Annotated in this window: 24 protein-coding genes, 1 tRNA gene and 1 other RNA gene; 4 read left to right on the top strand and 22 right to left on the bottom strand. The window is 39.1% G+C overall.

The genetic code is table 11. The features are described 5' to 3' along the window. The first annotated feature begins 11 nt into the window (after positions 1-11). From AC1DRF_RS01485 to modB, 3 genes are all read left to right on the top strand, one after another. A complete protein-coding gene (locus AC1DRF_RS01485) occupies positions 12-491 on the top strand; it encodes a helical membrane plugin domain-containing protein (RefSeq protein WP_013085382.1) in 480 nt (159 codons plus the stop codon). Between the two features lie 125 nt (positions 492-616). After that, entirely contained in the window at positions 617-1,414 is a 798-nt protein-coding gene (gene modA, locus AC1DRF_RS01480) for a molybdate ABC transporter substrate-binding protein (RefSeq protein ID WP_034648423.1), read from the top strand. Positions 1,415-1,421: 7 nt separating this feature from the next. Then, positions 1,422-2,078, top strand: a complete 657-nt coding sequence (gene modB, locus AC1DRF_RS01475; RefSeq protein ID WP_128821387.1) for a molybdate ABC transporter permease subunit — start codon at positions 1,422-1,424, stop codon at positions 2,076-2,078. 155 nt (positions 2,079-2,233) lie between these two features. On the opposite strand, the gene ssrA is transcribed toward modB, so the two are convergent. The 15 genes from ssrA to AC1DRF_RS01400 all read right to left on the bottom strand — a co-directional run bounded on the left by ssrA (position 2,234) and on the right by AC1DRF_RS01400 (position 17,480). Then, positions 2,234-2,595: a transfer-messenger RNA gene (gene ssrA / locus AC1DRF_RS01470) on the bottom strand. Between the two features lie 137 nt (positions 2,596-2,732). Next, on the bottom strand, positions 2,733-3,200 hold the full coding sequence (gene smpB / locus AC1DRF_RS01465; RefSeq protein ID WP_034648422.1) for an SsrA-binding protein SmpB: 468 nt from the start codon (positions 3,198-3,200) through the stop codon (positions 2,733-2,735). A 151-nt stretch (positions 3,201-3,351) separates the two neighbouring features. Next, the gene (gene rnr, locus AC1DRF_RS01460) at positions 3,352-5,694 is read right to left on the bottom strand and encodes a ribonuclease R (RefSeq protein ID WP_013059695.1); all 2,343 of its coding nucleotides are present in this window, start codon (positions 5,692-5,694) and stop codon (positions 3,352-3,354) included. A 38-nt stretch (positions 5,695-5,732) separates the two neighbouring features. Continuing rightward, positions 5,733-6,473, bottom strand: coding sequence for an alpha/beta hydrolase (locus AC1DRF_RS01455; protein ID WP_164796703.1), 741 nt, complete (start codon positions 6,471-6,473; stop codon positions 5,733-5,735). 267 nt (positions 6,474-6,740) lie between these two features. Beyond that, on the bottom strand, positions 6,741-6,974 hold the full coding sequence (gene secG, locus AC1DRF_RS01450) for a preprotein translocase subunit SecG (RefSeq protein ID WP_013059697.1): 234 nt from the start codon (positions 6,972-6,974) through the stop codon (positions 6,741-6,743). Positions 6,975-7,182: 208 nt separating this feature from the next. Next, the gene (gene eno / locus AC1DRF_RS01445) at positions 7,183-8,478 is read right to left on the bottom strand and encodes a phosphopyruvate hydratase (RefSeq protein ID WP_013059698.1); all 1,296 of its coding nucleotides are present in this window, start codon (positions 8,476-8,478) and stop codon (positions 7,183-7,185) included. Positions 8,479-8,502: 24 nt separating this feature from the next. Beyond that, a complete protein-coding gene (gene gpmI / locus AC1DRF_RS01440) occupies positions 8,503-10,035 on the bottom strand; it encodes a 2,3-bisphosphoglycerate-independent phosphoglycerate mutase (RefSeq protein WP_097824882.1) in 1,533 nt (510 codons plus the stop codon). Beyond that, complete coding sequence (tpiA, locus tag AC1DRF_RS01435) at positions 10,035-10,790, bottom strand: triose-phosphate isomerase (RefSeq protein ID WP_477740260.1); 756 nt, start codon at positions 10,788-10,790, stop codon at positions 10,035-10,037. Before tpiA ends, gpmI begins: the two co-directional genes overlap by 1 nt. Before the next feature lie 175 nt (positions 10,791-10,965). Further along, on the bottom strand, positions 10,966-12,150 hold the full coding sequence (locus AC1DRF_RS01430) for a phosphoglycerate kinase (RefSeq protein ID WP_013059701.1): 1,185 nt from the start codon (positions 12,148-12,150) through the stop codon (positions 10,966-10,968). Between the two features lie 309 nt (positions 12,151-12,459). Then, on the bottom strand, positions 12,460-13,467 hold the full coding sequence (gap, locus tag AC1DRF_RS01425; protein WP_230184000.1) for a type I glyceraldehyde-3-phosphate dehydrogenase: 1,008 nt from the start codon (positions 13,465-13,467) through the stop codon (positions 12,460-12,462). A 45-nt stretch (positions 13,468-13,512) separates the two neighbouring features. After that, positions 13,513-14,541 (bottom strand): sugar-binding transcriptional regulator, encoded by a 1,029-nt coding sequence (locus AC1DRF_RS01420; protein ID WP_230184001.1) that lies wholly within the window; start codon positions 14,539-14,541, stop codon positions 13,513-13,515. Positions 14,542-14,674: 133 nt separating this feature from the next. After that, positions 14,675-14,923: a glutaredoxin family protein gene (locus AC1DRF_RS01415; protein ID WP_097824884.1), complete on the bottom strand. Its 249-nt coding sequence runs from the start codon at positions 14,921-14,923 to the stop codon at positions 14,675-14,677. Positions 14,924-14,935: 12 nt separating this feature from the next. Beyond that, entirely contained in the window at positions 14,936-16,246 is a 1,311-nt protein-coding gene (rpoN, locus tag AC1DRF_RS01410) for an RNA polymerase factor sigma-54 (RefSeq protein ID WP_043977325.1), read from the bottom strand. Positions 16,247-16,532: 286 nt separating this feature from the next. Continuing rightward, positions 16,533-17,207 carry a hypothetical protein gene (locus AC1DRF_RS01405; protein WP_427076607.1) on the bottom strand — a complete coding sequence of 225 codons (675 nt, stop codon included), beginning with the start codon at positions 17,205-17,207 and terminating at the stop codon, positions 16,533-16,535. A gap of 201 nt (positions 17,208-17,408) precedes the next feature. Next, positions 17,409-17,480 (bottom strand) — tRNA-Arg (locus tag AC1DRF_RS01400). 220 nt (positions 17,481-17,700) lie between these two features. On the opposite strand from AC1DRF_RS01400, the gene clpP reads away from it, so the two are divergent. Then, positions 17,701-18,288: an ATP-dependent Clp endopeptidase proteolytic subunit ClpP gene (gene clpP, locus AC1DRF_RS01395; protein WP_162215081.1), complete on the top strand. Its 588-nt coding sequence runs from the start codon at positions 17,701-17,703 to the stop codon at positions 18,286-18,288. 33 nt (positions 18,289-18,321) lie between these two features. Here the strand turns inward: clpP and AC1DRF_RS01390 are convergent, their stop codons facing one another. The 7 genes from AC1DRF_RS01390 to AC1DRF_RS01360 form a co-directional block, all read right to left on the bottom strand. Beyond that, on the bottom strand, positions 18,322-18,576 hold the full coding sequence (locus tag AC1DRF_RS01390) for an HPr family phosphocarrier protein (protein ID WP_013059708.1): 255 nt from the start codon (positions 18,574-18,576) through the stop codon (positions 18,322-18,324). Between the two features lie 28 nt (positions 18,577-18,604). Beyond that, positions 18,605-19,549, bottom strand: a complete 945-nt coding sequence (gene whiA / locus AC1DRF_RS01385) for a DNA-binding protein WhiA (RefSeq protein ID WP_013085390.1) — start codon at positions 19,547-19,549, stop codon at positions 18,605-18,607. Between the two features lie 33 nt (positions 19,550-19,582). Further along, positions 19,583-20,569 carry a gluconeogenesis factor YvcK family protein gene (locus AC1DRF_RS01380; RefSeq protein WP_013085391.1) on the bottom strand — a complete coding sequence of 329 codons (987 nt, stop codon included), beginning with the start codon at positions 20,567-20,569 and terminating at the stop codon, positions 19,583-19,585. Beyond that, positions 20,566-21,459 (bottom strand): RNase adapter RapZ, encoded by an 894-nt coding sequence (rapZ, locus tag AC1DRF_RS01375; protein ID WP_477740259.1) that lies wholly within the window; start codon positions 21,457-21,459, stop codon positions 20,566-20,568. The genes AC1DRF_RS01380 and rapZ overlap by 4 nt, the downstream gene beginning before the upstream one ends. A gap of 41 nt (positions 21,460-21,500) precedes the next feature. Then, positions 21,501-21,959: an 8-oxo-dGTP diphosphatase gene (locus AC1DRF_RS01370; RefSeq protein WP_013059712.1), complete on the bottom strand. Its 459-nt coding sequence runs from the start codon at positions 21,957-21,959 to the stop codon at positions 21,501-21,503. A 303-nt stretch (positions 21,960-22,262) separates the two neighbouring features. Further along, positions 22,263-23,216 (bottom strand): thioredoxin-disulfide reductase, encoded by a 954-nt coding sequence (trxB, locus tag AC1DRF_RS01365; RefSeq protein ID WP_477740258.1) that lies wholly within the window; start codon positions 23,214-23,216, stop codon positions 22,263-22,265. Between the two features lie 111 nt (positions 23,217-23,327). Further along, a complete protein-coding gene (locus tag AC1DRF_RS01360) occupies positions 23,328-24,830 on the bottom strand; it encodes a tetratricopeptide repeat protein (protein WP_230184004.1) in 1,503 nt (500 codons plus the stop codon). Positions 24,831-25,039 lie beyond the last annotated feature (209 nt).

Here is a 25,039-nt window from a genome sequence, read left to right as displayed (position 1 = left end):
GAGGAGAAAAGATGGCACAACCTATTACAGAAATTAAGAAACCTCTTCTAAGCGAGGAAGAAGAAAAACAACAAAAATTAGAAGATTTAACTTCTCTGCTGGCAGATAATGAAGAAGCATTGAACCGTATTCTCGGTATTGTTGGCGAACTTAACGACATGGGTGTTCTTGAAGCTGCTGATTCAATGATTCAAGCAAAAGAAAAAATCTCAAAAATTGCGCTTCATCAAATTTCCAGAGAACCGGTAACCAATTTAATTAATACTCTTATGGGTGCAAGCAGCGGTTTGATGAAGGCAGATCCAGAGGTAACTGCTAAACTTGTAAATAGCGCAACAGCTGGTATGAACGAAGCGAATGAATATGTAAAAACCGGAAAAAAAGTAAGTGCATTAGCTCTTATAAAAGCGCTAAACGATCCAGATGTCAATCGTGCAATTGGATTTGGGCTTCACTTTTTAAAAGGAATGGGCAAAGCGTTGGAAGAATAAATGAAGCAGCGACTTGAAAGTTTTCCCCCTTTCAAGTCGCTGTTTTCTTTTTAGGAAGTCAAATTTAAAATGAACGTGATATAGTTATACTAAATTGCTTTACTACAACTAACTGAGGTGACACGATGCAACAATACTTTAAACCCTTATTCGCACTATTATTTTTAATTATGTTTACTGCTGCTTGTTCGAACGAAACAAATACCGATCAATCCGCAGCTCAGCACAAAAACATCAGCTTAACGATATCCGCTGCGGCCAGCTTAAAAGATGCGCTCACTGATATTCAAAAGCAATATGAAAAAAAGCATCCAAATATAGACTTGAAATTTAATTTTGGAGCTTCAGGCTCGCTGCAACAGCAAGTTACAAACGGCGCACCTGTTGATTTATTTTTTTCAGCAGCGGAAGACAAGTTTGATGCACTAGTAAAAGCAGGAGCTATCTCCAAAGAGAATGGTGCTGACTTGGTTGGCAATGACCTTGTGCTTATCGTGCCAAAGAATAATACGTCTGCTATCACAAATTTTGAAGATCTATCAAAGCCGACTGTTCAAAAAATTGCACTTGGAATACCAGAATCCGTTCCTGCCGGACAGTATGCGAAGGAGACTTTTGAACACATGAACCTCTGGAAAAACATTGAGCCAAAAACCGTCTATGCGAAAGACGTACGCCAGGTGCTTTCCTATGTAGAGACAGGAAACGTTGAAGCTGGGGTGGTTTATAAAACCGATGCCTTGATTTCAAAAAAGGTGAAGATTGTCGCTACTGCAGATAATAGCACTCACAAACCAATTGTATATCCTGTAGGCGTTATTAAGGATTCGAAACATCCACAAGAAGCAAAAGCTTTTTATCAATTTTTACAAAGTAAGACGGCTCTTGACACTTTAAAGAAATACGGTTTCACTGCAAATTGAGGCCGCTATGATTCAAGAATTTTTATCTCCTCTTCAGCTATCGCTTAAAATTGCATTAGTAGCAGGATTTGTCGTTATTATTTTAGGCACTGTTATAGGAAAACTGTTATCTAGGAAACACTTTAAGGGAAAAGTGATGATTGAAACGGCGTTAATGCTCCCGTTGGTGCTCCCTCCGTCCGTTGTTGGATTTTTATTGATTGTCATATTCGGGAAACACAGCCTGCTCGGCCAGGCAATTGAATGGGTCTTTCAACAACCCGTTATTTTCACATGGTGGGCAGCTGTTATTGCCTCCGTTGTCGTTGCGTTTCCGCTTATGTATCAATCTGCCAAAACAGGCTTTCAAGGCGTTGATTACGAAATTGAAGACGCAGCTCGAGTAGATGGTGCAAGCGAATGGAAAGTCTTTTTCTTTATTTCTATCCCTTTAGCTTCTAAAGCCATCGTAACAGGAGGAGTGCTAAGTCTGGCAAGAGCACTCGGAGAGTTTGGAGCCACTTTGATGTTTGCCGGCAATATTCCAGGTGAAACTCAAACTGTGCCTACCGCTATCTACGTAGCGATTGACTCTGGAAACATGAATCTCGCTTGGCTATGGGTTATTTCAATCGTCTTTCTTTCCTTTCTTATGCTGCTTTTTGTTCAGCTTAAACAAAAATAAAAGGATGCCTCTTTGTGTAACAGGCATCCTTTTATTTCTTTCCTGCTTTTTTCAATTTTACATAAATTATAAATTAAAAAGGAGCTAATCAAATGAAGAGCATACATTTGATTAACTCCTTTTATAAGTAAGGTAAGCCACCATACAATATGTATTGGTGGAGACGGTGGGAGTCGAACCCACGTCCAGAAATATCGCCACTTAAGCGTCTACGAGTGTAGTTGGCATATTGATCATTCGCGAGCTGTTCTGCCTACCAACAGGCGTCCCAGTCGCTAGTCTGATTATTCTCTTCCTTCGTCCTCAGACGGCGAACTCCGGCGTAGCCCACTTAAAGTGAGTCCCTTACCCTACCACATGGGCGATGGAGGGAGGAACCGCTAAGCTACTATTATGCAGCTAAAGCGAAGTTATTGTTAGATTTGCCAGTTATTATTGGCGTTGATGTTTTAACGAGGCCATCTCCTCGACTCGCAACCTAAGCTCGAACTACCCCTGTCGAATCCGTAACGTCCCCATATAAAAGGGAGTCGGAATGTGTAAGAAAAAATCTTACATCAGATAGCGACTTCAGTGTGCAAAATGAAATCTAACTGATAACAATACTTATTATATCACAAAATGAGCATTTTGCAATTGTAAGATTTTGTAATGTTACATCTTTTGACGATCACGAAATGCTCGTTCGATATCGCGCTTCGCTTCTTTTTGCTTTAAGTCTTCACGCTTGTCATATTTCTTTTTACCCTTACCAAGCCCTAGTAAAACCTTTGCGTATCCATTTTTTAAATACACTTTTAAAGGAACTAATGAATAACCCGTTTCTTTTGAATAGCCAATTAGCTTGCTGATTTCACGCTTATGCAGCAATAGCTTTCGTGTACGCAACGGCTCATGATTGTATCGATTTCCTTGTTCGTAAGGACTAACGTGCATATTGTGTAGAAATACTTCTCCGTTTTGCACACGAGCAAAAGAGTCCTTTAAATTTACACGCCCATTACGAATTGATTTAATTTCCGTTCCTTGTAGAACAATACCCGTCTCATATGTTTCTTCAATAAAAAAGTCGTGGCGGGCTTTTTTGTTTTGTGCAATTAATTTCCCTTCACCTTTTGGCATAAAACGTTCCTTCCCTTCAGCCGTACTTACGTATATGTATGATATTATGTATCATTTTACTGTATGGAAATCTAAACAACAACTAAAACGTTTAATGGAGCTGTTTTGAAGCAGAAGGAATACCCTTCTGCTTCACTGCTGTCGATTTCGATTATTTACGCTTTTTCTTTTTGCGCTTAACATTTGGGGCACCCTCGAAGAATCTCTTTTTCTTTTTCTTCTTTGGCTTTTGAGTAGACCACTCTTCATTTTTGCTTCGGCTGCCCTCGCGACCTTTTCCTTTATCATCTTTGCGTGACTTTTGTTTTGCTTTAATCACTTTAGGACGGTCTTTAGATAAGCGTTTGCGACTTTCTTTCATTCCTACAATAATAAAGTCAACCGAACGCTCGTCTTTATTCACATCGGCCACTTTCACTTCAATTTCGTCTCCAATTCGGAAGACATTGCCCGTTTTTTCTCCAATCATCGCATAGTGACGTTCGTCGTAACGATAATAGTCATCTGTTAAGTCACTGACGTGAACTAAACCTTCAATCGTATTTTCTAGCTCCACGAACATTCCAAAGTTAGTAACAGAGCTAATAATACCATTAAATACTTCCCCAACTTTATCAGCCATAAACTCAGCTTTTTTCATATCGTCCGTTTCCCGCTCAGCGTCAACTGAACGACGTTCCATATTAGAAGAATGCTCAGCAACATCAGGCAGAAGCTCGCGCCATTTTTCTTGCGTTTGCTGATCTGTTTTTCCTTCAATTAAATACGTGCGAATGAGACGATGAACGATTAAATCCGGATAACGACGGATTGGAGACGTAAAATGCGTATAGAACTCAGCTGATAAACCAAAGTGGCCTAAACTTTCTGCTTCATATTTCGCTTGTTTCATCGAACGAAGCATAACAGTTGAAATAACCATCTCTTCAGGCGTGCCTTTTACTTCTTCTAAAATATCCTGTAGCGCACGCGGATGAATATCGTTTCCTGTTCCTTTCACCGTGTAACCAAAGTTTGTAATGAACTCTAAGAAACGAGTAAGCTTCTCTGCATCTGGATCTTCATGAATACGATAAATGAACGGTACGTTCATCCAGTGAAAATGTTCTGCTACTGTTTCATTCGCCGCTAGCATAAATTCTTCAATTAGCTTTTCAGCAACCGAACGTTCACGCAAAATAACATCGTGAGGATGGCCATCATCATCTACTAATACTTTTGCTTCTTTGAAATCAAAATCAATGGCCCCGCGATCCATTCTCTTTTTACGAAGAATAGCTGCCAGCTTTTCCATACGCTCAAACATCGGAACGATTGGCTCGTAGCGTTCTAACACTTCTTCATCTTTATCCACTAAGATTTTGTTAACGTCTGAATACGTCATTCGTTCTGTCGTTTTGATGACACTTTCAAAAATCTCATGTTTCACTACTTCACCCTGTGGATCGATTTCCATCTCACAAGAAAGCGTAAAACGGTTAACTTTTGGATTTAATGAGCAAATTCCATTAGATAAACGGTGAGGAATCATCGGAATAACTCGGTCTACTAAATAGACGCTTGTTCCGCGCTCTGCTGCTTCTACATCAATCGGAGAACCTTCTTTAACGTAGTGACTTACATCTGCAATATGGACGCCTAATTTGTAGTTTCCATTTTCAAGCTCTGTAACCGTTACGGCGTCATCCAAATCTTTTGCATCTGCTCCGTCAATGGTTACAATAACTTGATCACGAAGATCGCGGCGGTTGCCAATATCTTTTTCGTCAATCGTTTCAGGTGTATCAATTGCTTGTGTTAAAGCATCAGCAGGAAATTCTTGAGGAAGACCGTGCTTATGGATAACAGAAATGATATCGATCCCCGGATCGTTTTTATGTCCAAGAATTTGAACAACTTTTCCTTCTGCATTCATGCGGCCTTCCGGATAGGTTGTCAGTTCTACTACTACTTTATGGCCTTCAACCGCACCGTTTCTTGCTGCTTTGGGAATAAAAATATCACCTGCAATTTTTTTGTCATCCGCAATCACAAAGCCAAAATTTTTGCTTTGCGTATACGTACCTACAATTTGCTGGGTACCTCGTTCTAAGATTTTTACAATGGTTCCTTCACGACGAGCACCTGATGATTCTGATGACACTCTTGCAAGCACAATATCTCCGTGCATAGCATTGTTTGTTTCAGTAGGGGGAATAAATACATCACCCGCATCTTTTTCTTCAGGAACTACGAACGCAAACCCTTTTGCATGTCCGCTTACTTTCCCTTTGACAAAATTCATTTGTTCCGGCAGCCCGTAGCGATCGTTTCTTGCTCGGATAATTAAACCCTTCTCTTCCATAATAACAAGTGCCTTCACAAACTCTTTGAATGACTCTGCATCCTCAGTATTAAATTCTTTTGCAAGCTCTTGGACAGTCAAAGGTTTGTAATTATCCCTTTTCATAAAATCCAATATTTCATTTATATAGGGCTGATTTTCTTCTTTCACATCATGTCCCTCCTTTTTCTTTATTCGTATTATCTCTATCACCAATCAAGTGATTCCAAAAATGCATATACATCCTCGTGAAGCTGATCACGCTCTTTATCAAAGGTAATGGTATGACCAGATTCTTCGTACCATTTTATATCTTTTGTAGGAGACTCGACGCTATTATAAATAATATTGGCGCTGTCTGTATTAATCATATGATCATGACGACCTTGTACAACAAATGTCGGTGCATAAATCATATCAACTGAATTTCGCACTTCAGCGATTAATTCCTGTAAAGACTTTAATGTGTTCATTGGTGTTTGCTTGAACTCTTCCATTTCTTGTTCAATCTGTTCAGACAATTTACCTTCACGCTTTTTATATTCGCGTGCATACGCTAAAACACCTTCATACATGACTTCTTCACTCTTTATATACATAGGGGCGCACATAGGCACAATACCCTTTATAGGTACAGTGTAACCTAATTTCAGTGAAAATACGCCACCTAGTGAAAGACCTACAGCGGCAATACTTTCATGACCTTTGCTTTTCAAAAACTCATAGCCGTCCATGACATCTTTCCACCAATCTTTTGGACCAGTATGAACAAGTTCTTCAGGCGCTACGCCATGTCCTTTGTAATGAGGTGCGTGGCATGTGTATCCTTTTTTCTCTAAAAAACGACCTAACATACGAACATCAGCAGAATTTCCGGTAAAACCATGAAGTAATAAAACAGCTTTTTCGCCGCCTTCAAATGTAAATGGCTTTGGTTGTGCAATTTTCATATATCATTTAACTCCTTTTAGTTATAATATCTGCAGTCCTAATAGAAAAAAACATGTATTTATGTGACGGTCATCACATAACAAGAGATGTAGCCATCAACTTTTACGCTTTTATACTATATTTAGTACTTTTTTCTAAAGCTATATTATATCATTACTTAAAAATGAAATTAAAGTATTCAACACGCCCATTAAAAAACCACCTAATACATAAGTTGGTATACACCAAGTACATATGCATTAGGTGGCAGTCTATCCAGTAACATATTAAAGTTTGAAATAAGATACAGCAAGTGTTAACACAAAGAATAAGATAGATAACACTACTGTCAAACGGTGTAAAACTAAGTCAATTCCACGTGCTTTTTGTTTCCCAAATAACGTTTCAGCTCCACCGGAAATAGCTCCAGATAATCCAGTAGTTTTACTTGATTGTAAAACGACCACAACAATCAAAGCAATTGAAACAATCACTAGCAAAGTAATCAGCAATGTATGCACTAAGACACACCTCCTACACCAAGTAATAGTCAATCAGCGGGGTTTCTTCATCCCTTCTGATTGGCATTACCGGGGATAAAGTACGCGCACTACGCTAAGGTTAATTTATCATAAAAAACCCTCTCGTACAAGTAATGGCAGTGAAATACAACGGATTTTAACGTAAAAAAACGGATGACAATCGTCATCCGTTTTTTATACTTTCAACTTATTTTTTTAAGTTGTAGAAAGATTTAGCGCCATCGTATACAGCTAGAACACCTAGCTCGTCTTCGATGCGTAGTAATTGGTTGTATTTCGCAATACGATCTGTACGGCTCATAGAACCAGTTTTGATTTGACCAGCGTTTGTTGCAACAGCGATATCAGCGATTGTTGCATCTTCAGTTTCACCAGAACGGTGAGAAACTACTGCTGTGTAACCAGCACGTTTAGCCATTTCGATAGCTTCGAACGTTTCAGTTAATGTACCGATTTGGTTAACTTTGATAAGGATAGAGTTACCTACGCCTTGTTCGATACCTTGAGCAAGTTTTTTCGTGTTTGTTACGAATAGATCGTCACCAACAAGCTGTACTTTTCCGCCAATGCGCTCAGTTAATAGCTTGTGACCATCCCAGTCATTTTCGTCTAAACCGTCTTCGATTGAAACGATTGGGAATTCGTTAACTAACTGCTCGTAGAAATCTACCATTTCAGCAGAAGTTACGCCTGTACGGCCTTCGCCTGCTAAATCATATTTACCAGTTTCTTTGTTGAAGAACTCAGAAGAAGCTACGTCCATACCTAATTGGATGTCTTTACCAGCTTCGTAACCAGCTTTTGTGATTGCTTCTACGATTACTTCTAATGCTTCACGGTTAGAACCTAAGTTAGGAGCGAAACCACCTTCGTCACCTACAGCTGTGTTTAAGCCTTTAGCAGATAAAACAGATTTTAACGCGTGGAATACTTCAGCACCCATACGGATTGCTTCTTTGAATGTAGGAGCTCCTACAGGTAAGATCATGAATTCTTGGAAGTCAACGTTGTTATCAGCATGAGAACCACCGTTGATGATGTTCATCATTGGAGTTGGTAATTGCTTAGCGTTGAATCCACCAAGGTAACGGTATAATGGAAGACCTACGAAATCAGCTGCTGCGTGAGCTACTGCCATAGATACACCAAGAATAGCATTGGCACCTAATTTACCTTTGTTTTCAGTACCGTCTAACTCGATCATAAGTCGGTCGATACCGATTTGATCAGTTACGTCCATACCTACTAATTCAGGAGCGATAATTTCGTTTACGTTTTCTACTGCTTTTAATACACCTTTACCTAGGTAGCGAGATTTGTCACCATCGCGTAATTCTACTGCTTCGTATTCACCAGTAGAAGCACCACTTGGTACTAAAGCGCGTCCGAAAGCGCCTGATTCAGTATATACTTCAACTTCAACTGTTGGGTTACCGCGAGAATCTAATACTTCGCGTGCATAAATGTCAAGAATTGCTGGCATTTTAAAACTCTCCTTTATAATTAATTATTTAATTAATGTTTTACCTGTCATTTCTTTTGGCTGTGCTACATCTAGAAGAGTAAGCATCGTAGGAGCTAGATCTCCTAGAATACCGTCTTCACGAAGCTCTAAGCCTTGTTTGGTTACGATTACTGGAACAGGATTCGTTGTATGAGCCGTCATTGGATTACCTTCAAGCGTAATCACTTCATCAGCATTACCATGGTCTGCTGTGATGATTGCTGTACCGCCTTTAGCTAAAATTGCATCTACAATTTTGCCTAAGCACTCATCTACTGTTTCAATCGCTTTTACCGTTGGTTCTAACATACCTGAATGGCCTACCATATCAGGATTTGCAAAGTTTAATAAAATAGCGTCTTGCTTATCGCCTTCGATTTCTGCAAGCAACGCGTCCGTCACTTCATAAGCACTCATCTCAGGTTTCAAGTCATATGTTGCTACTTTTGGTGAATCGATTAAGATACGTGTTTCACCAGGAAACTCTGCTTCACGTCCACCGCTCATAAAGAACGTTACGTGAGGATATTTTTCTGTCTCGGCAATACGAAGCTGCTTTAAGTTATTTTGAGATAATACTTCACCAAGCGTGTTATCCAAGTTAATTGGCTTAAAGGCTACATATCCGTCAACTGTTTCGCTGAAGTGAGTTAAACATACAAAATGTAAGTTTTTCGGATGTTTTTCACCACGATCAAATGAACGGAAATCTTCGTTTGCGAACGTATTTGAAATTTGAATTGCGCGATCCGGACGGAAGTTGTAGAAAATAACTGCATCTTCGTCTTGAATTGTCGCAACTGGCGATCCGTCTTCTTTTGTAATAACAGAAGGTAAAACGAATTCGTCATAGATTCCATTTTCATACGAATCTTTTACGCACTCTTCAGCGCTTGTATATGATGGACCTTCGCCGTACACCATTGCGCGGTATGATTTCTCTACGCGCTCCCAACGTTTGTCGCGGTCCATTGAGTAGTAACGTCCTGAAAGTGTTGCAATTTCACCAACGCCATACTCTTCAATTTTTTCATTAAGTTCTTTTAAATACGTTTCAGCAGATTGAGGTGCTACGTCACGACCATCTAAGAAGCCATGAATGTAGACTTTTTCTAAGCCTTCACTCTTAGCTAGACGCAATAATGCATATAGATGTTCGATATGACTGTGTACACCGCCATCAGATAAAAGCCCGAAAAGATGAAGATTTGTACCCTTTTCTTTTGCGTGCTTTACAGCTGCTAGAAGCGTTTCGTTTTGTTCAAACTCGCCTTCACGAATTGCTACGTTTACACGAGTTAAGCTTTGGTACACAATTCGGCCTGCGCCGATGTTTAAGTGACCTACTTCAGAGTTACCCATTTGGCCTTCTGGTAAGCCTACAGCTTCTCCAGACGCCTCAAGTGTAGCATGAGGATACTCGTTCCAGAAACGGTCGAAGTTTGGTTTTTTTGCATGTGTTACCGCATTACCTTTATCTTCATCGCGTAATGCAAAACCATCTAAGATGATTAATGCTACTGGCTTTTTACTCATTACTTACCAGCCTCCAAAAKCTGTAAGAAAGAATCTGCTTCTAAGCTTGCTCCACCTACTAAAGCTCCGTCAATGTCTGATTGAGACATATATTCTTTAATATTAGCAGGTTTTACGCTACCGCCGTATTGAATACGTACAGCATCTGCAACATCTTGAGAGAATTGTTCTGCAACAACGCTACGGATGTATGCACAAACTTCGTTTGCACCTTCAGCAGTTGAAGATTTACCTGTACCGATTGCCCAGATTGGCTCATATGCGATAACTGTTTGTTTTACTTGCTCATCAGTTAGACCAGCTAATGCTTTTTGTACTTGGTTAGCTACAACTGTTTTTGTTTGATCTTGTTCGTACTCTTCGTTTGTTTCACCGCAGCACACGATTGGTGTTAAACCGTGTTTGAATGCGGAAATTGTTTTTTGGTTTACTGTTTCGTCCGTTTCAGCAAACATTTCACGACGCTCAGAGTGTCCTAAAATGACATAGTTCACACCTAAGTCTGCTAAAGCAACAGGGCTCACTTCTCCAGTGAACGCACCGTTTTCTTCAAAGTGCATGTTTTGTGCACCAATTTTTAAGTCTGTGCCTTTAGTCGCTTCTACTAAACGATCTAAAAATAGTGCAGGTGCACATACTACTGATTCTACGCTTTCAGGAGATGGTACTGCTCCTTTTACTTCTTCAACAAAGCTAGTTGCTTCAGAAAGTACTTTGTTCATTTTCCAGTTTCCTGCAATAATTGGTTTACGCATGTATAACACCGTCCTTTGTTTATTGTGGGTTTTCCCTTCACGCGTTAGATGTCCAAGAGGGTGCTGTTAAAAGTGATTCGGTCCCTTTTATCTCTTGGTCATCCATCTTCGCTGCTTGATAATTTTTTATATTATCAGTCGTCAGGTCGGTCCTCCGTCTTACTGAAACATAAACTTACTTATCGTTTAATGCAACTACGCCTGGAAGTTCTTTACCTTCCATAAACTCTAGTGACGCACCGCCACCTGTAGAAATATGGCTCATTTTATCAGCTAAGTTGAATTTTTCAACAGCTGCTGCAGAGTCTCCTCCGCCGATTACTGAATATGTGTCAGTTGCTTCTGCTAAAGCTTCTGCTACTGCTTTTGTTCCGTTAGCAAATGCGTCTAATTCAAATACACCCATTGGTCCATTCCAAATAACTAACTTAGAGTTTTTGATTACGTCAGCATAGATTTCACGCGTTTTCGGTCCTGCGTCTAAGCCTTCCCAATCGCTTGGAATATCTTCAATTGATACAACTTGAATATTAGCATCATTTGAGAAGTCATCTGCTACTACCACGTCCACTGGCATGTAGAAGTTTACTCCGTTTTTCTTAGCTTTTTCCATGAAAGATTTTGCAAGTTCAATCTTGTCTTCTTCAAGAAGTGATTTACCTACTTCATGGCCTAGTGCCTTAATAAATGTGTAAGAAAGTCCTCCACCGATGATTAAGTTATCTACTTTATCAAGCAAGTGGTCAATTACACCGATTTTGTCTTTAACTTTTGCTCCACCAACGATTGCAGTAAATGGACGTTCTGGGTTTGATAATGCTTTTGAAAGCACATCAAGCTCTTTTTCCATTAAGAAACCTGCTACTGCTGGAATATGTTGTGCAATTCCTTCTGTTGAAGCATGCGCACGGTGAGCTGCACCGAATGCATCGTTTACGTACACGTCTGCTAATTCAGCAAATGCTTTTGCTAATTCAGGATCGTTTTTCTCTTCACCTGGGTAAAAACGTACGTTTTCAAGTACTAAAACATCGCCTTCGCTCATGCCGTCGATTGTTTTCTTTACCTCTTCGCCAAAAGCTTCGTCAGCTTTTGCAACGTCTTTACCAAGAAGAGCTTGTAAACGTTCTGCAACAGCATTTAGACGTAACTCTTCAACAACTTCGCCTTTTGGACGTCCAAGATGGCTAGCTAAAATTACTTTTGCACCTTGTTCTACTAAATATTGAATAGTAGGAATAGCTGCACGAATACGAGTTTCATCTGTTACTTTTCCGTCTTTCATTGGTACGTTAAAGTCTACGCGACAAAATACTCGCTTTCCTTTTACATCGATGTCTTTCAACGTTTTTTTGTTCATCGTTAAAAGGCCTCCTTAAGTATTTATGGTACTAAGCAAGTAGGCTTCTATGTAATCATCAATCCACAAACCACCGTAGATTTCATTTTATATATTGGCGCCTTTCTATATAAAGTGAAACTCCAGTTAGCTGCTTATGACGCTTTTTCATGTAGAAGCCAATACATAAATCAAGGAAGAGGGGGTATGCCCCTCTCTTCCTTAGCAAGTCTTATTATAGTCGTTCTATTTTCAGATATCCAATAAAAAAGGAAAGTCTAGTCGATTTCTGTCTTATTGAATAAAATAGAAGCGAATTTTAAGTTATTCTTATAGTCCTTTAGCAGCGATGTATTGAGCAAGGTCTACTACACGGTTAGAATATCCGCTCTCGTTATCGTACCAAGAGATAACTTTAACCATGTTACCTTCCATTACCATTGTAGATAATGCATCGATTGTAGAAGAGTTGATGTTACCATTGTAGTCACCAGATACTAGTGGCTCTTCGCTGTAACCAAGGATACCTTTAAGATCGCCTTCAGCAGCTTCTTTAAGAGCGTTGTTTACATCTTCAACAGTTACTTCTTTGTCAAGTTCAGCAACTAAGTCTACTAAAGAAACGTTTGGAGTTGGAACACGCATAGCTCCACCGTTTAATTTACCTTTTAATTCAGGTAATACTAGAGATACAGCTTTAGCAGCACCAGTTGAAGTTGGGATGATGTTTTCAGCAGCTGCACGAGCACGACGGTAATCTTTGTGTGGTAAGTCTAAGATTTGTTGGTCGTTTGTGTAAGAGTGAACTGTTGTCATCATTCCGCGTTTAAGACCGAACTTGTCATTTAACACTTTAGCAAATGGCGCTAAGCAGTTAGTTGTACAAGAAGCGTTTGAAATTACGTTGTGGTTAGACGCATCGTATTTGTCTTCGTTAACACCCATTACGATTGTGATATCTTCGTCAGATGCTGGAGCAGAGATGATTACTTTTTTAGCTCCTGCTTCTAAGTGTTTTGCAGCGTCAGCGCGTTTTGTGAAGAATCCAGTAGATTCAACAACGATTTCTACGCCTTGTTTGCCCCAAGATAATTGAGCTGGGTCACGTTCAGCAGAGATTTCGATTGTTTTACCGTTTACTACTAAGTTGCTACCATCTACTACTACTTCTGCATCTAATTTTCCGTGTACAGAATCATATTTTAAAAGGTGAGCAAGCATGTTAGCATCTGTTAAGTCGTTGATTGCTACTACTTCAACGTTATCATTTTTTAAAGCTGCGCGGAATACATTACGGCCGATACGACCAAATCCGTTAATACCAATTTTTACTGCCATGGGTATTTCCTCCTTGAATGTAAAAAGTATTTTTTATATGAGGGATTAATTAAAATCCCTTACTAACTCTTTTGCGGCGCCTTCATCTGTAATGAGAATCGAATCATGCGCTTGTTGCATAAACGCTTTAATTGCCTTTGCTTTTGATGAACCTCCTGCAACAGCAATAACACATTTATTGTTCTTTAAATCATCGAGTTGTATGCCAACTGTTTTAACTTTATGAACAACTTCGCCTTGATGATTAAAATAGTATCCAAATGCCTCACCTACAGCATGTCCATTTTTCACTTTTTCTAAGTCTGCTTGTGGTGTTTTACGGCGTTCTGCCATTGTCATAGCGTCTCCTATTCCGTGAACAACCATACCAGCGGACTTAATTAAATGAAGCATGTCTTTAATAGATGGTTCACCGATAATAGATCGGTATGCTTCATCACTAAGCTGATCTGGAACATGAAGCAAGCGATAGTGACTCATGGACTTTTCAGCCATCTTAGCACAAATCGTATTTGCTTGGTTTTGTACATTTTCCCCTAGCCCTCCGCGAGCAGGTACAAAAAGTACATCAGGGTGTTTTAAATCAGGTGTCATCATTTCGGCAACGGCGGCAAGCGTCGTACCACCTGTAACAGCAACGGTATTTTTTTGACCAACAAGGCGCTCCTTGATACACGAAACAGATGCTCGACCCATTTCATTTTTGACCCAAGGAGACTGATCACTATCTCCAGATACAACAACAACTTCTGATAAAGAAAACGCCTCTTTTAATGTTGTTTCCAATAACCGAAGTCCTGAAACTTCCTTCATTACTTCTTCTAATTCAGCCAGAAGGAGCTCTCCCTCATTTGTAAGCGTCATTCCACTAGGGTAAATGGCAATCAAATCTTGTTCTTTTAAGAATGTTACTTCGCTTCGTAACACACGCTCTGTTAGCCCAAGGCTTACAGCTAAGTTTCTGCGGCCAATCGGCTGCATTAAACGTATGTATTGCAAGATTTGATAGCGCTTTTGCATAACTGAGAGAAGTTCAGGTAATAATTTTCGTTGTACTTCTATTAAAGAACGCATGTTAAAATCCCCTTAAGGCATAAACTCGCTGGACATTTTTTGTCCCGTATAGACATATTATGTCCCACCTTGCGCAAAAAAAATTCACCCTGCTACAAAATCTATTCTAACAGGAGTGAATCCTTTATTCAACTCATGTGTTGCCTATTTTTAAAAGTAAGCGTTTTCTTAACAGAATACCTGTTATTTTTCCATATTCTACTTCTTCTCCATCCATTTCTACTACAGGAATGGCAAGGTGATACTTTTCCAGCCACTCATCGTTTTTGTAAATATCTCGTTCAATAAGCTGAAAGGGAAACTCCGACTGCAGCTCTGCAAGCAGCTTCTTTGCATCATCGCATAAGTGACAGCCATTTTTAGTATACAGTACGACCTCCACATTCCCACTCCTTTACTGCGTGACAAAAAGTTTTCGTTGACTGGATGGTAGAACGTTTAATTGATCTCGATATTTGGCTACCGTTCTTCTTGAAATAGTAACGTTATAATTGCTTTGCAAAACGTTAGCCAACTGCTGATCTGAAAGCGGACGCTGTTTGTTTTCTTCTGCTACTAGCTTTTTAAGCAGTTCTTTTACGTGAGTTGTAGAAGTCGCTTCGTTGTTGCCCAGTTGAATACTAGTTGAAAAAAAAGATTTCATTGAAAAGGTGCCAAAAGGCGTTTGAATATATTTGTGCCGAGTAGCACGGCTAATCGTTGATTCATGCACAGACGTTTGTTCCGCTACTTCCTTCATTGTTAACGGCTTCAAATACGAAGGACCTTTTTTAAAAAATGCTTCTTGTTCAACGAGTAAGGTATTCATTAATGCGTTTAATGTATCTTTGCGTGTGTGTAAACTTTTCATAATCCATTGGAATTCACGATATTTCTCTTGCAAATAAGAAAACATTTCTTGGTTCTGCCTATTTTTCAGCTGAAGTTTGTATTGTTCATTCACTGAAAGTCGAGGCTCCAAATCCTCATTTGCATAAGCAACGACATTTCCATCTTCAATTTTCACAATAAAATCCGGTACAATGAATCGTTCATTGGACTTCATATAAAACGATCCAGGACGAGGATTTAATTTCTTAATCTGTTCATGTAAGTGTTGAAGAGCTTCAAGTGAGATTTGACATAACTTTGAGATTTTCATCCATTTTTTATACGCGAATTCCTCAAAGTGATGTGTCAAAATTTGCTCTATTTTTTCTGTCCATTGATTATTCCTTTTTAATTGAAGCATTAAGCACTCTTGTAAACTTCTTGCCCCTACTCCTGCCGGGTCCATCTGCTGCACAAGCTGGAGAGCCTTTTCAACCTGCTCCTGATCTTGGCCAAGCTGGTTAGCAAGTATGATTAACTCATCGTGCAAATAGCCAGCATCATCCAGGCTATTAATAACAAACTCAACGGCTGCCTGCTCACATTCATCTAACTTTAATAATGCGGATTGATTCATTAAATGTTCGTACAGCGTTTCTTTAGGAGCTGGTATACTGCTCATATAATCTGTTGAATCAGAAGTTGCATGATTTTTTTGATTGTGAGATGTATAGACGGGCAGCTCTGAAAAATCTATAAGCGGATTTTGAAGCGCCTGCTCATGTAAAAACGCTACAATATCCATCGATGAATATTGTAAAAGAGAAATAGCTTGTGATAATTCTTTTGACATCGTCAGCTTTAACGACTGCTGCTGAAATAATCCAATCTCCATTATTTCTCCCCTCCCCTTCATCTATTTTACTATAAAAACGCTTTCAAAGAGCATGTAACTATTTTTTATATGTAATTTTTTCATCAAAAAATCTTCGTCAACCTTTGTTAACGAAGCGGTTCATCCTATTTTTAATTATTAACCATCAAAAAAGTAATAGAGCTATGCACCTTTATAACTTTTCATTATAATTCGCACCAACCACATGATCCGAGTAATAATCCGACATGACGTTTTCTTCGTCATGTCGAATTTTCTGCATGTGTATAATATATAGAAAAATTGCTTATTGAATGGTTTGTGCCATTTGCATAAACTTGTCCAAGTTTTCTTCTTCATTTTTCGTGAAGATGGTTAGCTTCATTGGTTTCTTTCCTTTAACCAACACGGCGTTTACCGTATGATCGCCAGATGTGGCTTCATACCAAACAGAATCTTTGAAGATTCCATTCTCTTCAAGATTCTTTTTCTCTGCTGCATTTTTATTAACTGCTGTTGCCGTTTGTTTAACAGATTGAGCAGCGTCATCCATCGATACTTCTGATGAAAGCATTTCAATACGCATAAATTGAGAATCATCTGAAGTTAATACTAACGCATCTTTTCCTGGTTCTTCACCCGTTAGTTTATAACCGTCCATTACTTGAATAGAATAATCTTGTTCTGGGCTTTTTGTTAGTTTTGTTTCTGAAGAAGACGTTGACTGTCCATCTTCCGCTGTTTCGCTAGTTGATGATTGACTTCCTGAAGGTTTGGCTGAGACCTCGGAAGAATCCGCATCTTTTTTCGAATCTTCTTTTGCAGCGCCTGATGTTTGATCAGATTTAGAAGCTGTGTCCTGCTGAACATTTTCTGCTTGATCATTAGACTTCGGCTGAGCAGAATCTTCGTTCGTCCCGCATGCAGACAGCAATAATGCTACCGATGCACTGACAATGAAAAGTTTGTTCATATATTTCATATTTATTCCTCCTCCGTGTTTCTTTTCCTTATATACTGTTTTATAGTATTCTGACAAATTCCGCAACCGGTACAATGGAATTAATTTCTTGCTTCTTTGCGCGTATAAAGGGTTGGAGGAGAAAAATAAATATTATTTTTTGAGAAGATGAGCCTTTTTACTCAAACTAAAAAACGTTGCGTAATCCGCAACGTTTTAAGACGCCCTCGACAGGATTCGAACCCACCCTAAGAGAACCGGAATCTCTTGTGCTATCCACTACACTACGAGGGCATATTTGTCACAACTTCCATTATAGGAGAGAAAACTTCTCTTTTCAATAGAATACTACGTTTATTTTTTTTAGAAGGGGGAAAAATTTTAATAATGTCAAAGAGGAATACATAGTCTTTTAAGCGAATATGTGTAGTAGAGGTTCTTTTGTTTGACCTTTATTGACCATACGTGTATTATAGGTACATAACAAATTATTCTTGTTAAGGAGGAATTTAATATGAACTTAATTCCTACAGTTATTGAACAAACAAACCGTGGTGAACGTGCTTATGACATTTATTCACGTTTGTTAAAAGACCGCATTATTATTTTAGGTAGTGCTATTGATGATAATGTAGCTAACTCAATCGTTTCTCAGCTTCTATTCTTAGCTGCTGAAGACCCAGAAAAAGATATCTCACTTTATATCAACAGTCCAGGTGGCTCTATTACAGCTGGAATGGCTATCTATGATACGATGCAATTCATTAAGCCAAAAGTTTCTACAATTTGTATCGGTATGGCTGCATCAATGGGTGCTTTCTTACTGGCTGCTGGTGAAAAGGGCAAACGTTTTGCTCTTCCAAACAGCGAAGTAATGATTCATCAACCTCTTGGTGGTGCTCAAGGACAAGCTACTGAAATCGAAATTGCGGCAAAACGTATTCTATTCTTACGCGAAAAACTAAATTCAATTTTAGCTGAGCGTACAGGTCAACCGTTAGAAGTGCTACAACGTGATACAGATCGTGATAATTTCATGACTGCTGAACGCGCTTTAGAATACGGTCTAATTGACAAAGTATTAGAAAGCGACCCTAAATAAAAAAAAGCCTTTCCCGCAGCGGGAAAGGCTTTTTTATGCATCGTTCTCTACGTAAGCTACTAACGCATCCATTGCTTCTTTTTCATCTACCCCTTCAACGATGAGCGTAATAAGAGAACCGTTATTAATCGCTAAGCTCATTAACCCCATGATACTTTTAGCGTTGACCACTTTCTCATCTTTCTTCAAGTACACATCAGATGTAAAACGAGTTGCTTCTTGCACAAATAGTGCGGCAACACGAGCTTGTAATCCCGTTTTTAATTTTACTTCTACTTGTTTTTCCATGATAAAATCCTCCCCCTTGCAATTCCCCTTATGTGACTGGCTGACCGGCGCGAAGCTTGTCTGCTATTTGGTCAATTTTACGCAACCGATGGTTAATGCCCGATTTGCTAATTTGACCTCCCGATACCATCTCACCCAGCTCCTTTAACGTAACGTCTTGGTATTCCACACGTAAACGAGCAATTTCTCTTAGCTTTTCTGGTAAGATGTCTAAGCCAGCTGTTTCATCAATATAACGAATGTTTTCCACTTGACGAATAGCCGCTCCGATCGTTTTATTTAAGTTAGCTGTTTCACAATTAACTAAGCGATTAACGGAATTTCGCATATCTCGGACGATTCTTACATCCTCAAACCGTAACAGAGCGTTATGGGCTCCAATGATATTTAGAAACTCCGTAATTTTTTCAGCTTCTTTCAAATAGTTAATATAGCCTTTTTTCCGTTCTAATGTTTTACTATTCAATTGAAACTCGTTCATTAAATTGCATAAAGCTTCGTTGTGCTCTTCATACAATGAAAAGATTTCAAGATGGTACGATGATGTCTCTGGGTTATTAATAGAACCGCCGGCTAAAAATGCGCCTCTTAAGTAGGATCGTTTACAGCATTTTTTTTGTACTAGCTCTGGTGAAATACGATGTGTAAACGTGAATCCTTCTTCTACAATTTTTAAGTCTTCCAAAAGCATTCTCGTTTTCTCTACTAATCGAACAATATACACATTGTTTTTTTTCAACCGCATTTTCTTACGCACAAGCAGTTCTACTGACACATCATAATTTTTCTTAAGCAGGACATAAATGCGCCGAGCAATCGCTGCGTTTTCTGTTTGAACATCAACCGTGAATTTTTTATTCGAAAAAGAAAGTGAACCATTCATTCGAATTAATGCAGAAAGCTCTGCTTTTGCACAGCAATCTTTGACTTCTAAATTCGTTAACTCTTTTTTTGTTTCTGATGCAAATGACATAACTTCACCTCCAATCTACATACGGAAATAGTGTTAAACACCCGTATTCGCTTTACCTTGCAGCGATGTCAGCATAGAATACACAAGCTTTGCTACTTTTTTTGTATCATGCCTAATTACGCTGCCGTCATACTGAATAATTTGATCTTCAATCACTTCTAACCCTAATTTTAGCAATACTTCACGATCATATTCTACAGGCTGAGCCTGCTCTACTTGATATTTCTTTTTCAAAGGCGCTGGAATAGGTGCATTATTGACGATAATCGCATCTAAAAATGCACACGGCATATGATTGTAAAGCGCTTTAATATGATCACTTGCCTTAAAACCCAATGTCTCACCCGGCTGCGTCATCACGTTGCATACGTACACTTTCTTTGCTTTTGTCGAACAAAGCTCGTTACAAATATCCTGCACCAGTAAATTCGGCAAAATACTTGTATAAAGACTTCCGGGCCCCAACACAATTAAATCAGCGCGTCGAATCGCTTTTATTGTCTCGACAAGCGGTTTCACATCGGCGGGAGATAAAAATACTTTATTAATTTTTTTATTAACTTCTGGGATTTTAGATTCACCTGTTACGATGGATCCATCTTGCATCTCCGCATGCAGCACAACACTTTGATTAGCTGCTGGAAGTACTTTCCCTCTGACGTTTAGTACTTTGCTCATTTCTCGTATAGCATGCACAAAATCGCCAGTAATAGACGTCATAGCTGCAAGCAACAAATTGCCAAGAGAATGGCCTGTAAGCTCATTTCCTGTATCAAATCGATGCTGAAAAAGCTCTTCAACTAGTGGCTCTACATCTGATAAAGCAACTAGCACATTTCGAATATCACCAGGAGCAGGGATTTCAAGTTCATCACGCAATCGGCCAGAACTTCCCCCGTCGTCTGCTACGGTTACGATGGCTGTAAGATCAAGAGGGTATTCCTTCAACCCTCTTAACAGCACTGGTAAACCCGTTCCTCCCCCAATGACGACAACTTTTGGAAGCTGTTCACTGCTCATCTATGATTTTCCTTTCTCCTCTCAATGTCACGATGAGAAATATGAGTTTTGTATTCATTCTGGAAATGGTGACCTAAATATTCAGCTAATGTGACGGAGCGATGCTGTCCGCCTGTGCATCCTATAGCAATGACCAGCTGGCTTTTACCTTCTCGCTTGTACTGTGGAAGCATAAACGAAAGTAAGTCTACTACTTTTTCAATGAACTTTTGAGTTTCCGTCCATTTTAATACGTAAGAAGAAACCTCTTCTTCAAGCCCTGTTTTAGGGCGCATATGGTCAATGTAGTGAGGGTTTGGCAAAAAGCGCACATCAAAGACTAAATCAGCGTCAATAGGTACACCATATTTAAAACCAAACGACATCACATTAACAGTAAAAACCTGTGAAGCGTGCGACGAAAACTGAGTTAAAATCTTTTCTCTAAGCTCTCTTGGTTTTAACTCTGACGTCTCATAAATAAGCTGAGCTCTTCCCTTTAACTCCTCAAGAAGCTCACGTTCCATACCAATTCCTTCTAAAGGTAAACCCGAAGGAGCTAGCGGATGTGAACGTCTCGTTTCTTTATAGCGCGTCACCAATACAGAATCTTTTGCATCTAAAAATAAAATTTGTGGCGTGACCCACGTTGTTTCACTCATGTTATCTAATGCTTCAAACAGGCTTTCAAAAAACTCTCTGCCTCRCAAGTCCATAACAAGAGCAACTTTATTCATTTTATTCCCTGACTCTTTCATGAGTTCTAAAAATTTCGGTAGCAATGTAGGGGGTAAATTATCTACACAAAAGAACCCTAAATCTTCAAAACTCTGAATTGCTACTGTTTTTCCTGCACCTGACATTCCAGTAATAATCACTAATTGAATATCGCTTACAGACCCAGTACTCATTTTCCATCCCCCTCAATCTATGCATACATGTCTATTTATCATTAACAAGGATCAATTCGATAAGATAATAACTCGAAATCCGTTGTATACGTAAAGTTGCCATAAATAACACCCGACCCTTTTGCTACATAATCGATAATGTGATGATCTCCCGGTGCCATCGGCAATTCACTTACTTCACTCAAATTATGCCAACCGAGTTTGCCTTCTTCTGATTCTAGCACATTTGTCCCATCAAAATCTGTAGCAAAAAAAGTAAACATCATCCATTCAGATGAAATTTGATCGTTTTCTTTCATCGTAAAAGTAAAGATACCTTTTACAGTGGGATTTTTCAAATAAATTCCCGTTTCTTCACGAAATTCTCTTACAACAGAGTCTTTTACAGATTCTCCTTGCTCCATTTTCCCACCCGGGGCCACCCACCAGTTTCTTCGTGGCTTTTGAAGCAACAATACTTTATCATCTTTCATTAATACACAATTTGTGACCCTTTGCATGTTTTCCACCTCATCATATGTATACTGACATTTTCTTTTATTATACTACGAAACAAACTTCTCTCACAACGAAGATGAACTAACTATTACTAAATTTTCTGAAAATAATCCATTGCTGTTATATACGTAAATTCAATCTGTTATAGTCACAAAAAAGAGGCATAGGAACACGTCCTATGCCCGACATACATATATTTTATAAAAGGGGGTCAATTACTATCTATATAGTACCCCATCAATGTTTCACAGGTGTTACAGAACAGTTAAAACCGAATTACGTTTTGTAAAAGATTGATTTCAGCCTTATTGCTGAATAGCTTTTAACTTTTCTTTTAACTCTTCTACATAGTGCTGAGCCGCTTGAGCAGCAATGCTGCCATCGCCTGTAGCTGTTACAATTTGACGAAGAGCCTTTTCACGAACGTCTCCAGCTGCGAACACACCTGGTACTTTTGTTTCCATTTGCTCGTTCGTTTCAATATATCCTTCTTTATTCGTGATGTTTAGGCTTTCGAATGGTTTTGTTAGTGGAACCATTCCAACATAAATGAATACGCCGTCCGCACCGAACTCGCGCTCTTCACCTGTTTTTGTGTCTACCAACGTTACGCTTCCTACTTTACCGTCTTTTTCATTTACTTCTTTGACCGTCGTATTCCAAATAAAGTCAACTTTTTCGTTATCAAATGCACGCTGCTGTAGGATTTTCTGCGCGCGAAGCTCATCGCGTCGGTGAATAATTGTTACTTTTGTTGCGAAGCGTGTTAAATATACGCCTTCTTCAACCGCAGAGTCTCCACCGCCTACAACAACTAGCTCTTTACCTTTAAAGAATGCACCGTCACATACAGCACAATAAGATACGCCGCGGCCGCCTAGTTCTTTTTCTCCTGGCGCGCCTAATTTTTTATATTCAGCACCCGTAGCAACGATTACTGAACGTGTTTTATATTCTTTGCTGCCTGCACGAACTGTCTTGTATTCTTCTCCGTCGATGATTTCTTTAATATCACCGTACGCATATTCCGCACCGAATTTTTTTGCATGCTCAAACATTTTGTTAGAAAGGTCAGGACCAAGGATATGATCATAACCTGGATAGTTTTCTACATCTTCCGTATTAGCCATTTGACCGCCTGGAATTCCGCGTTCAATCATTAGTGTTGATAAATCTCCACGAGATGTATATACAGCAGCAGTCATACCTGCTGGACCTGCCCCAATAATAATGACATCATAAATTTTTTCTTCTGTCATTGCTTTACACTCCTTTTAGGAAATTCCTTCGTAGTTGATTCCAAATTTATGGATAATTATTTCGTTACCACTATCCTAATATGTTCTTCCTATTACCGTCTATTTTTTTGCTCAATTTAATAACGTATTCACAATTTTACTGTACTTTCTCACTGTGGCAGCGGAAATGGAATATTGTTTTGCCGCATCGGCTTGAGTAATAGACTGGTTTTGTTCTTTCGCCCATATATATGTGACGGCTGCGGCCCATGCATTTACGTTCACATGCTGAAAATCATAGGATTGTTTATATACCTGTACATATACATAAAACCAAAAGCTTAAAAGATCCTGGGTATCACTTTCATTGTGCGATTCCATCTCCAGTTCAATAACATCTGCCACCTCAAAAATCACATGTTGTTTATCCTGCCATACATACGTATATACTTCATCCAAAAGTGTACTCATATGTATGGACGACTTGATTTCTTCTAAAAGGAGCAGACGCTGCTGTTCAGGAAGCTTCTTCGCCATATACAAGCTGTAAAGCTGATCGTGAACATTTTTTGTTGCACACTTCTTTTTCGCTGTAACATCCACTTTCGATTGAAAAACCTTCGCAGCTTTTTGACTGATGCGCCAAGGCTCCTCTCCTTCTTTATCAGGAACGTCTTCCAATGCCAGCTTCCACATTTCTTTAGCGAACGCTTCACGTCCGGTATAGTAAGAGGCATATGAGAGCCAATAATGAAATGAGTTGTCTCCTTGAAATCCTTGTGTATAAAGCTTTTTTAACCATCTGTATGATAGTTTGTATTGACCAATCAATGCAAATGTTGCTCCAAGCTTATAGCGGTGTTCAAATGACATTGGATAAACGCGGCTAAGCCCGTCTGTAAGCTCCTCTACTTCTTTATGCTTATGGCAATAATAATAGAAAATTAGCTGATTGCATAACGCATGAAGATTTCCAGGGTTTTTCTCCAATACTTCATTCAGCAAATCCATTGCCTCATCAATTTTATTTAAATAAAAATAAGCTAACGCTAAATTATTATATGCAGACCAGAATTCTGGATACTCATCAATTATTTCAGTTAACAAATCCACTGCTTCTTCAAAATTCGTTGCTTCAAGCAGTCGTTTTGCTTGTTCTTGTTTTATAATCAGCATGTCGCCTAGCTGATTTTTAGGCTCTTCATCTTCTTCATCCACATCAATTGATAGTAAATCTAACAGATCTGTAGCCGATCGAAAGAGGTCACCATTTGGAAAATGCTCAATGTAATACATCGCGTATTTTTTTGATTCTTCAAACAGTCCAAGATGCGCATAGCTGTTGGCTATATAGTAGTAACAGCTTCCTAATGTATCGTCCATATGATGAATCACATGGAGAAAAAGCTCGTTGGCATCTTGATAATCTCCCTGCTCCGTTAAAGCTACTCCAACGTTTGTAAGAAGCTGTGGATTACGGGCATTTTCTTTGTTTGCACGCGTTAAATACTTGAGCGCTTTATCCGACTCCTCTTCTTCAAACGCCTGCAGCGCTTTTTCGAAATAGAAGTCACCCGTTTGCGAAAATGGAATTACTTGTGCCATTTTTTGAATTACTTTTGAGTGTTTTTCCATTAAGCCCTCCAAATAAGTTGATAATTTCGACGTTCGTAGTATATCACATTTGCCAAGAAGTTTAATACCTCTATTCAAAAAAGGAGCCTGTAAACAGTCGTTTCTGGACACAAATAAGAGAGTATTAAACTTCTTGGCAAATGTGATATACTACGAACGTCGAAATTATCAACTTATTTGGAGGGCTTAATGGAAAAACACTCAAAAGT

It is taken from the genome of Priestia sp. P5_B4 (assembly GCF_056400385.1).
This window is presented reverse-complemented; position numbering and strand designations above follow the sequence as displayed.

What these genes read in the sequence shown, in the direction of transcription:
- AC1DRF_RS01485 (WP_013085382.1), top strand. Translation starts at nt 12, where the DNA reads ATGGCACAACCTATTACAGAAATTAAGAAACCTCTTCTAAGCGAGGAA.
- modA (WP_034648423.1), top strand. Translation starts at nt 617, where the DNA reads ATGCAACAATACTTTAAACCCTTATTCGCACTATTATTTTTAATTATG.
- modB (WP_128821387.1), top strand. Translation starts at nt 1,422, where the DNA reads ATGATTCAAGAATTTTTATCTCCTCTTCAGCTATCGCTTAAAATTGCA.
- smpB (WP_034648422.1), bottom strand. Translation starts at nt 3,200, where the DNA reads ATGCCAAAAGGTGAAGGGAAATTAATTGCACAAAACAAAAAAGCCCGC.
- AC1DRF_RS01455 (WP_164796703.1), bottom strand. Translation starts at nt 6,473, where the DNA reads ATGAAAATTGCACAACCAAAGCCATTTACATTTGAAGGCGGCGAAAAA.
- eno (WP_013059698.1), bottom strand. Translation starts at nt 8,478, where the DNA reads ATGCCAGCAATTCTTGACATTTATGCACGCGAAGTATTAGATTCTCGC.
- gpmI (WP_097824882.1), bottom strand. Translation starts at nt 10,035, where the DNA reads ATGAGTAAAAAGCCAGTAGCATTAATCATCTTAGATGGTTTTGCATTA.
- AC1DRF_RS01430 (WP_013059701.1), bottom strand. Translation starts at nt 12,150, where the DNA reads ATGAACAAAAAAACGTTGAAAGACATCGATGTAAAAGGAAAGCGAGTA.
- gap (WP_230184000.1), bottom strand. Translation starts at nt 13,467, where the DNA reads ATGGCAGTAAAAATTGGTATTAACGGATTTGGTCGTATCGGCCGTAAT.
- AC1DRF_RS01420 (WP_230184001.1), bottom strand. Translation starts at nt 14,541, where the DNA reads ATGCGTTCTTTAATAGAAGTACAACGAAAATTATTACCTGAACTTCTC.
- rpoN (WP_043977325.1), bottom strand. Translation starts at nt 16,246, where the DNA reads ATGGAGATTGGATTATTTCAGCAGCAGTCGTTAAAGCTGACGATGTCA.
- AC1DRF_RS01405 (WP_427076607.1), bottom strand. Translation starts at nt 17,207, where the DNA reads ATGAAATATATGAACAAACTTTTCATTGTCAGTGCATCGGTAGCATTA.
- clpP (WP_162215081.1), top strand. Translation starts at nt 17,701, where the DNA reads ATGAACTTAATTCCTACAGTTATTGAACAAACAAACCGTGGTGAACGT.
- AC1DRF_RS01390 (WP_013059708.1), bottom strand. Translation starts at nt 18,576, where the DNA reads ATGGAAAAACAAGTAGAAGTAAAATTAAAAACGGGATTACAAGCTCGT.
- whiA (WP_013085390.1), bottom strand. Translation starts at nt 19,549, where the DNA reads ATGTCATTTGCATCAGAAACAAAAAAAGAGTTAACGAATTTAGAAGTC.
- AC1DRF_RS01380 (WP_013085391.1), bottom strand. Translation starts at nt 20,569, where the DNA reads ATGAGCAGTGAACAGCTTCCAAAAGTTGTCGTCATTGGGGGAGGAACG.
- AC1DRF_RS01370 (WP_013059712.1), bottom strand. Translation starts at nt 21,959, where the DNA reads ATGCAAAGGGTCACAAATTGTGTATTAATGAAAGATGATAAAGTATTG.
- trxB (WP_477740258.1), bottom strand. Translation starts at nt 23,216, where the DNA reads ATGACAGAAGAAAAAATTTATGATGTCATTATTATTGGGGCAGGTCCA.
- AC1DRF_RS01360 (WP_230184004.1), bottom strand. Translation starts at nt 24,830, where the DNA reads ATGGAAAAACACTCAAAAGTAATTCAAAAAATGGCACAAGTAATTCCA.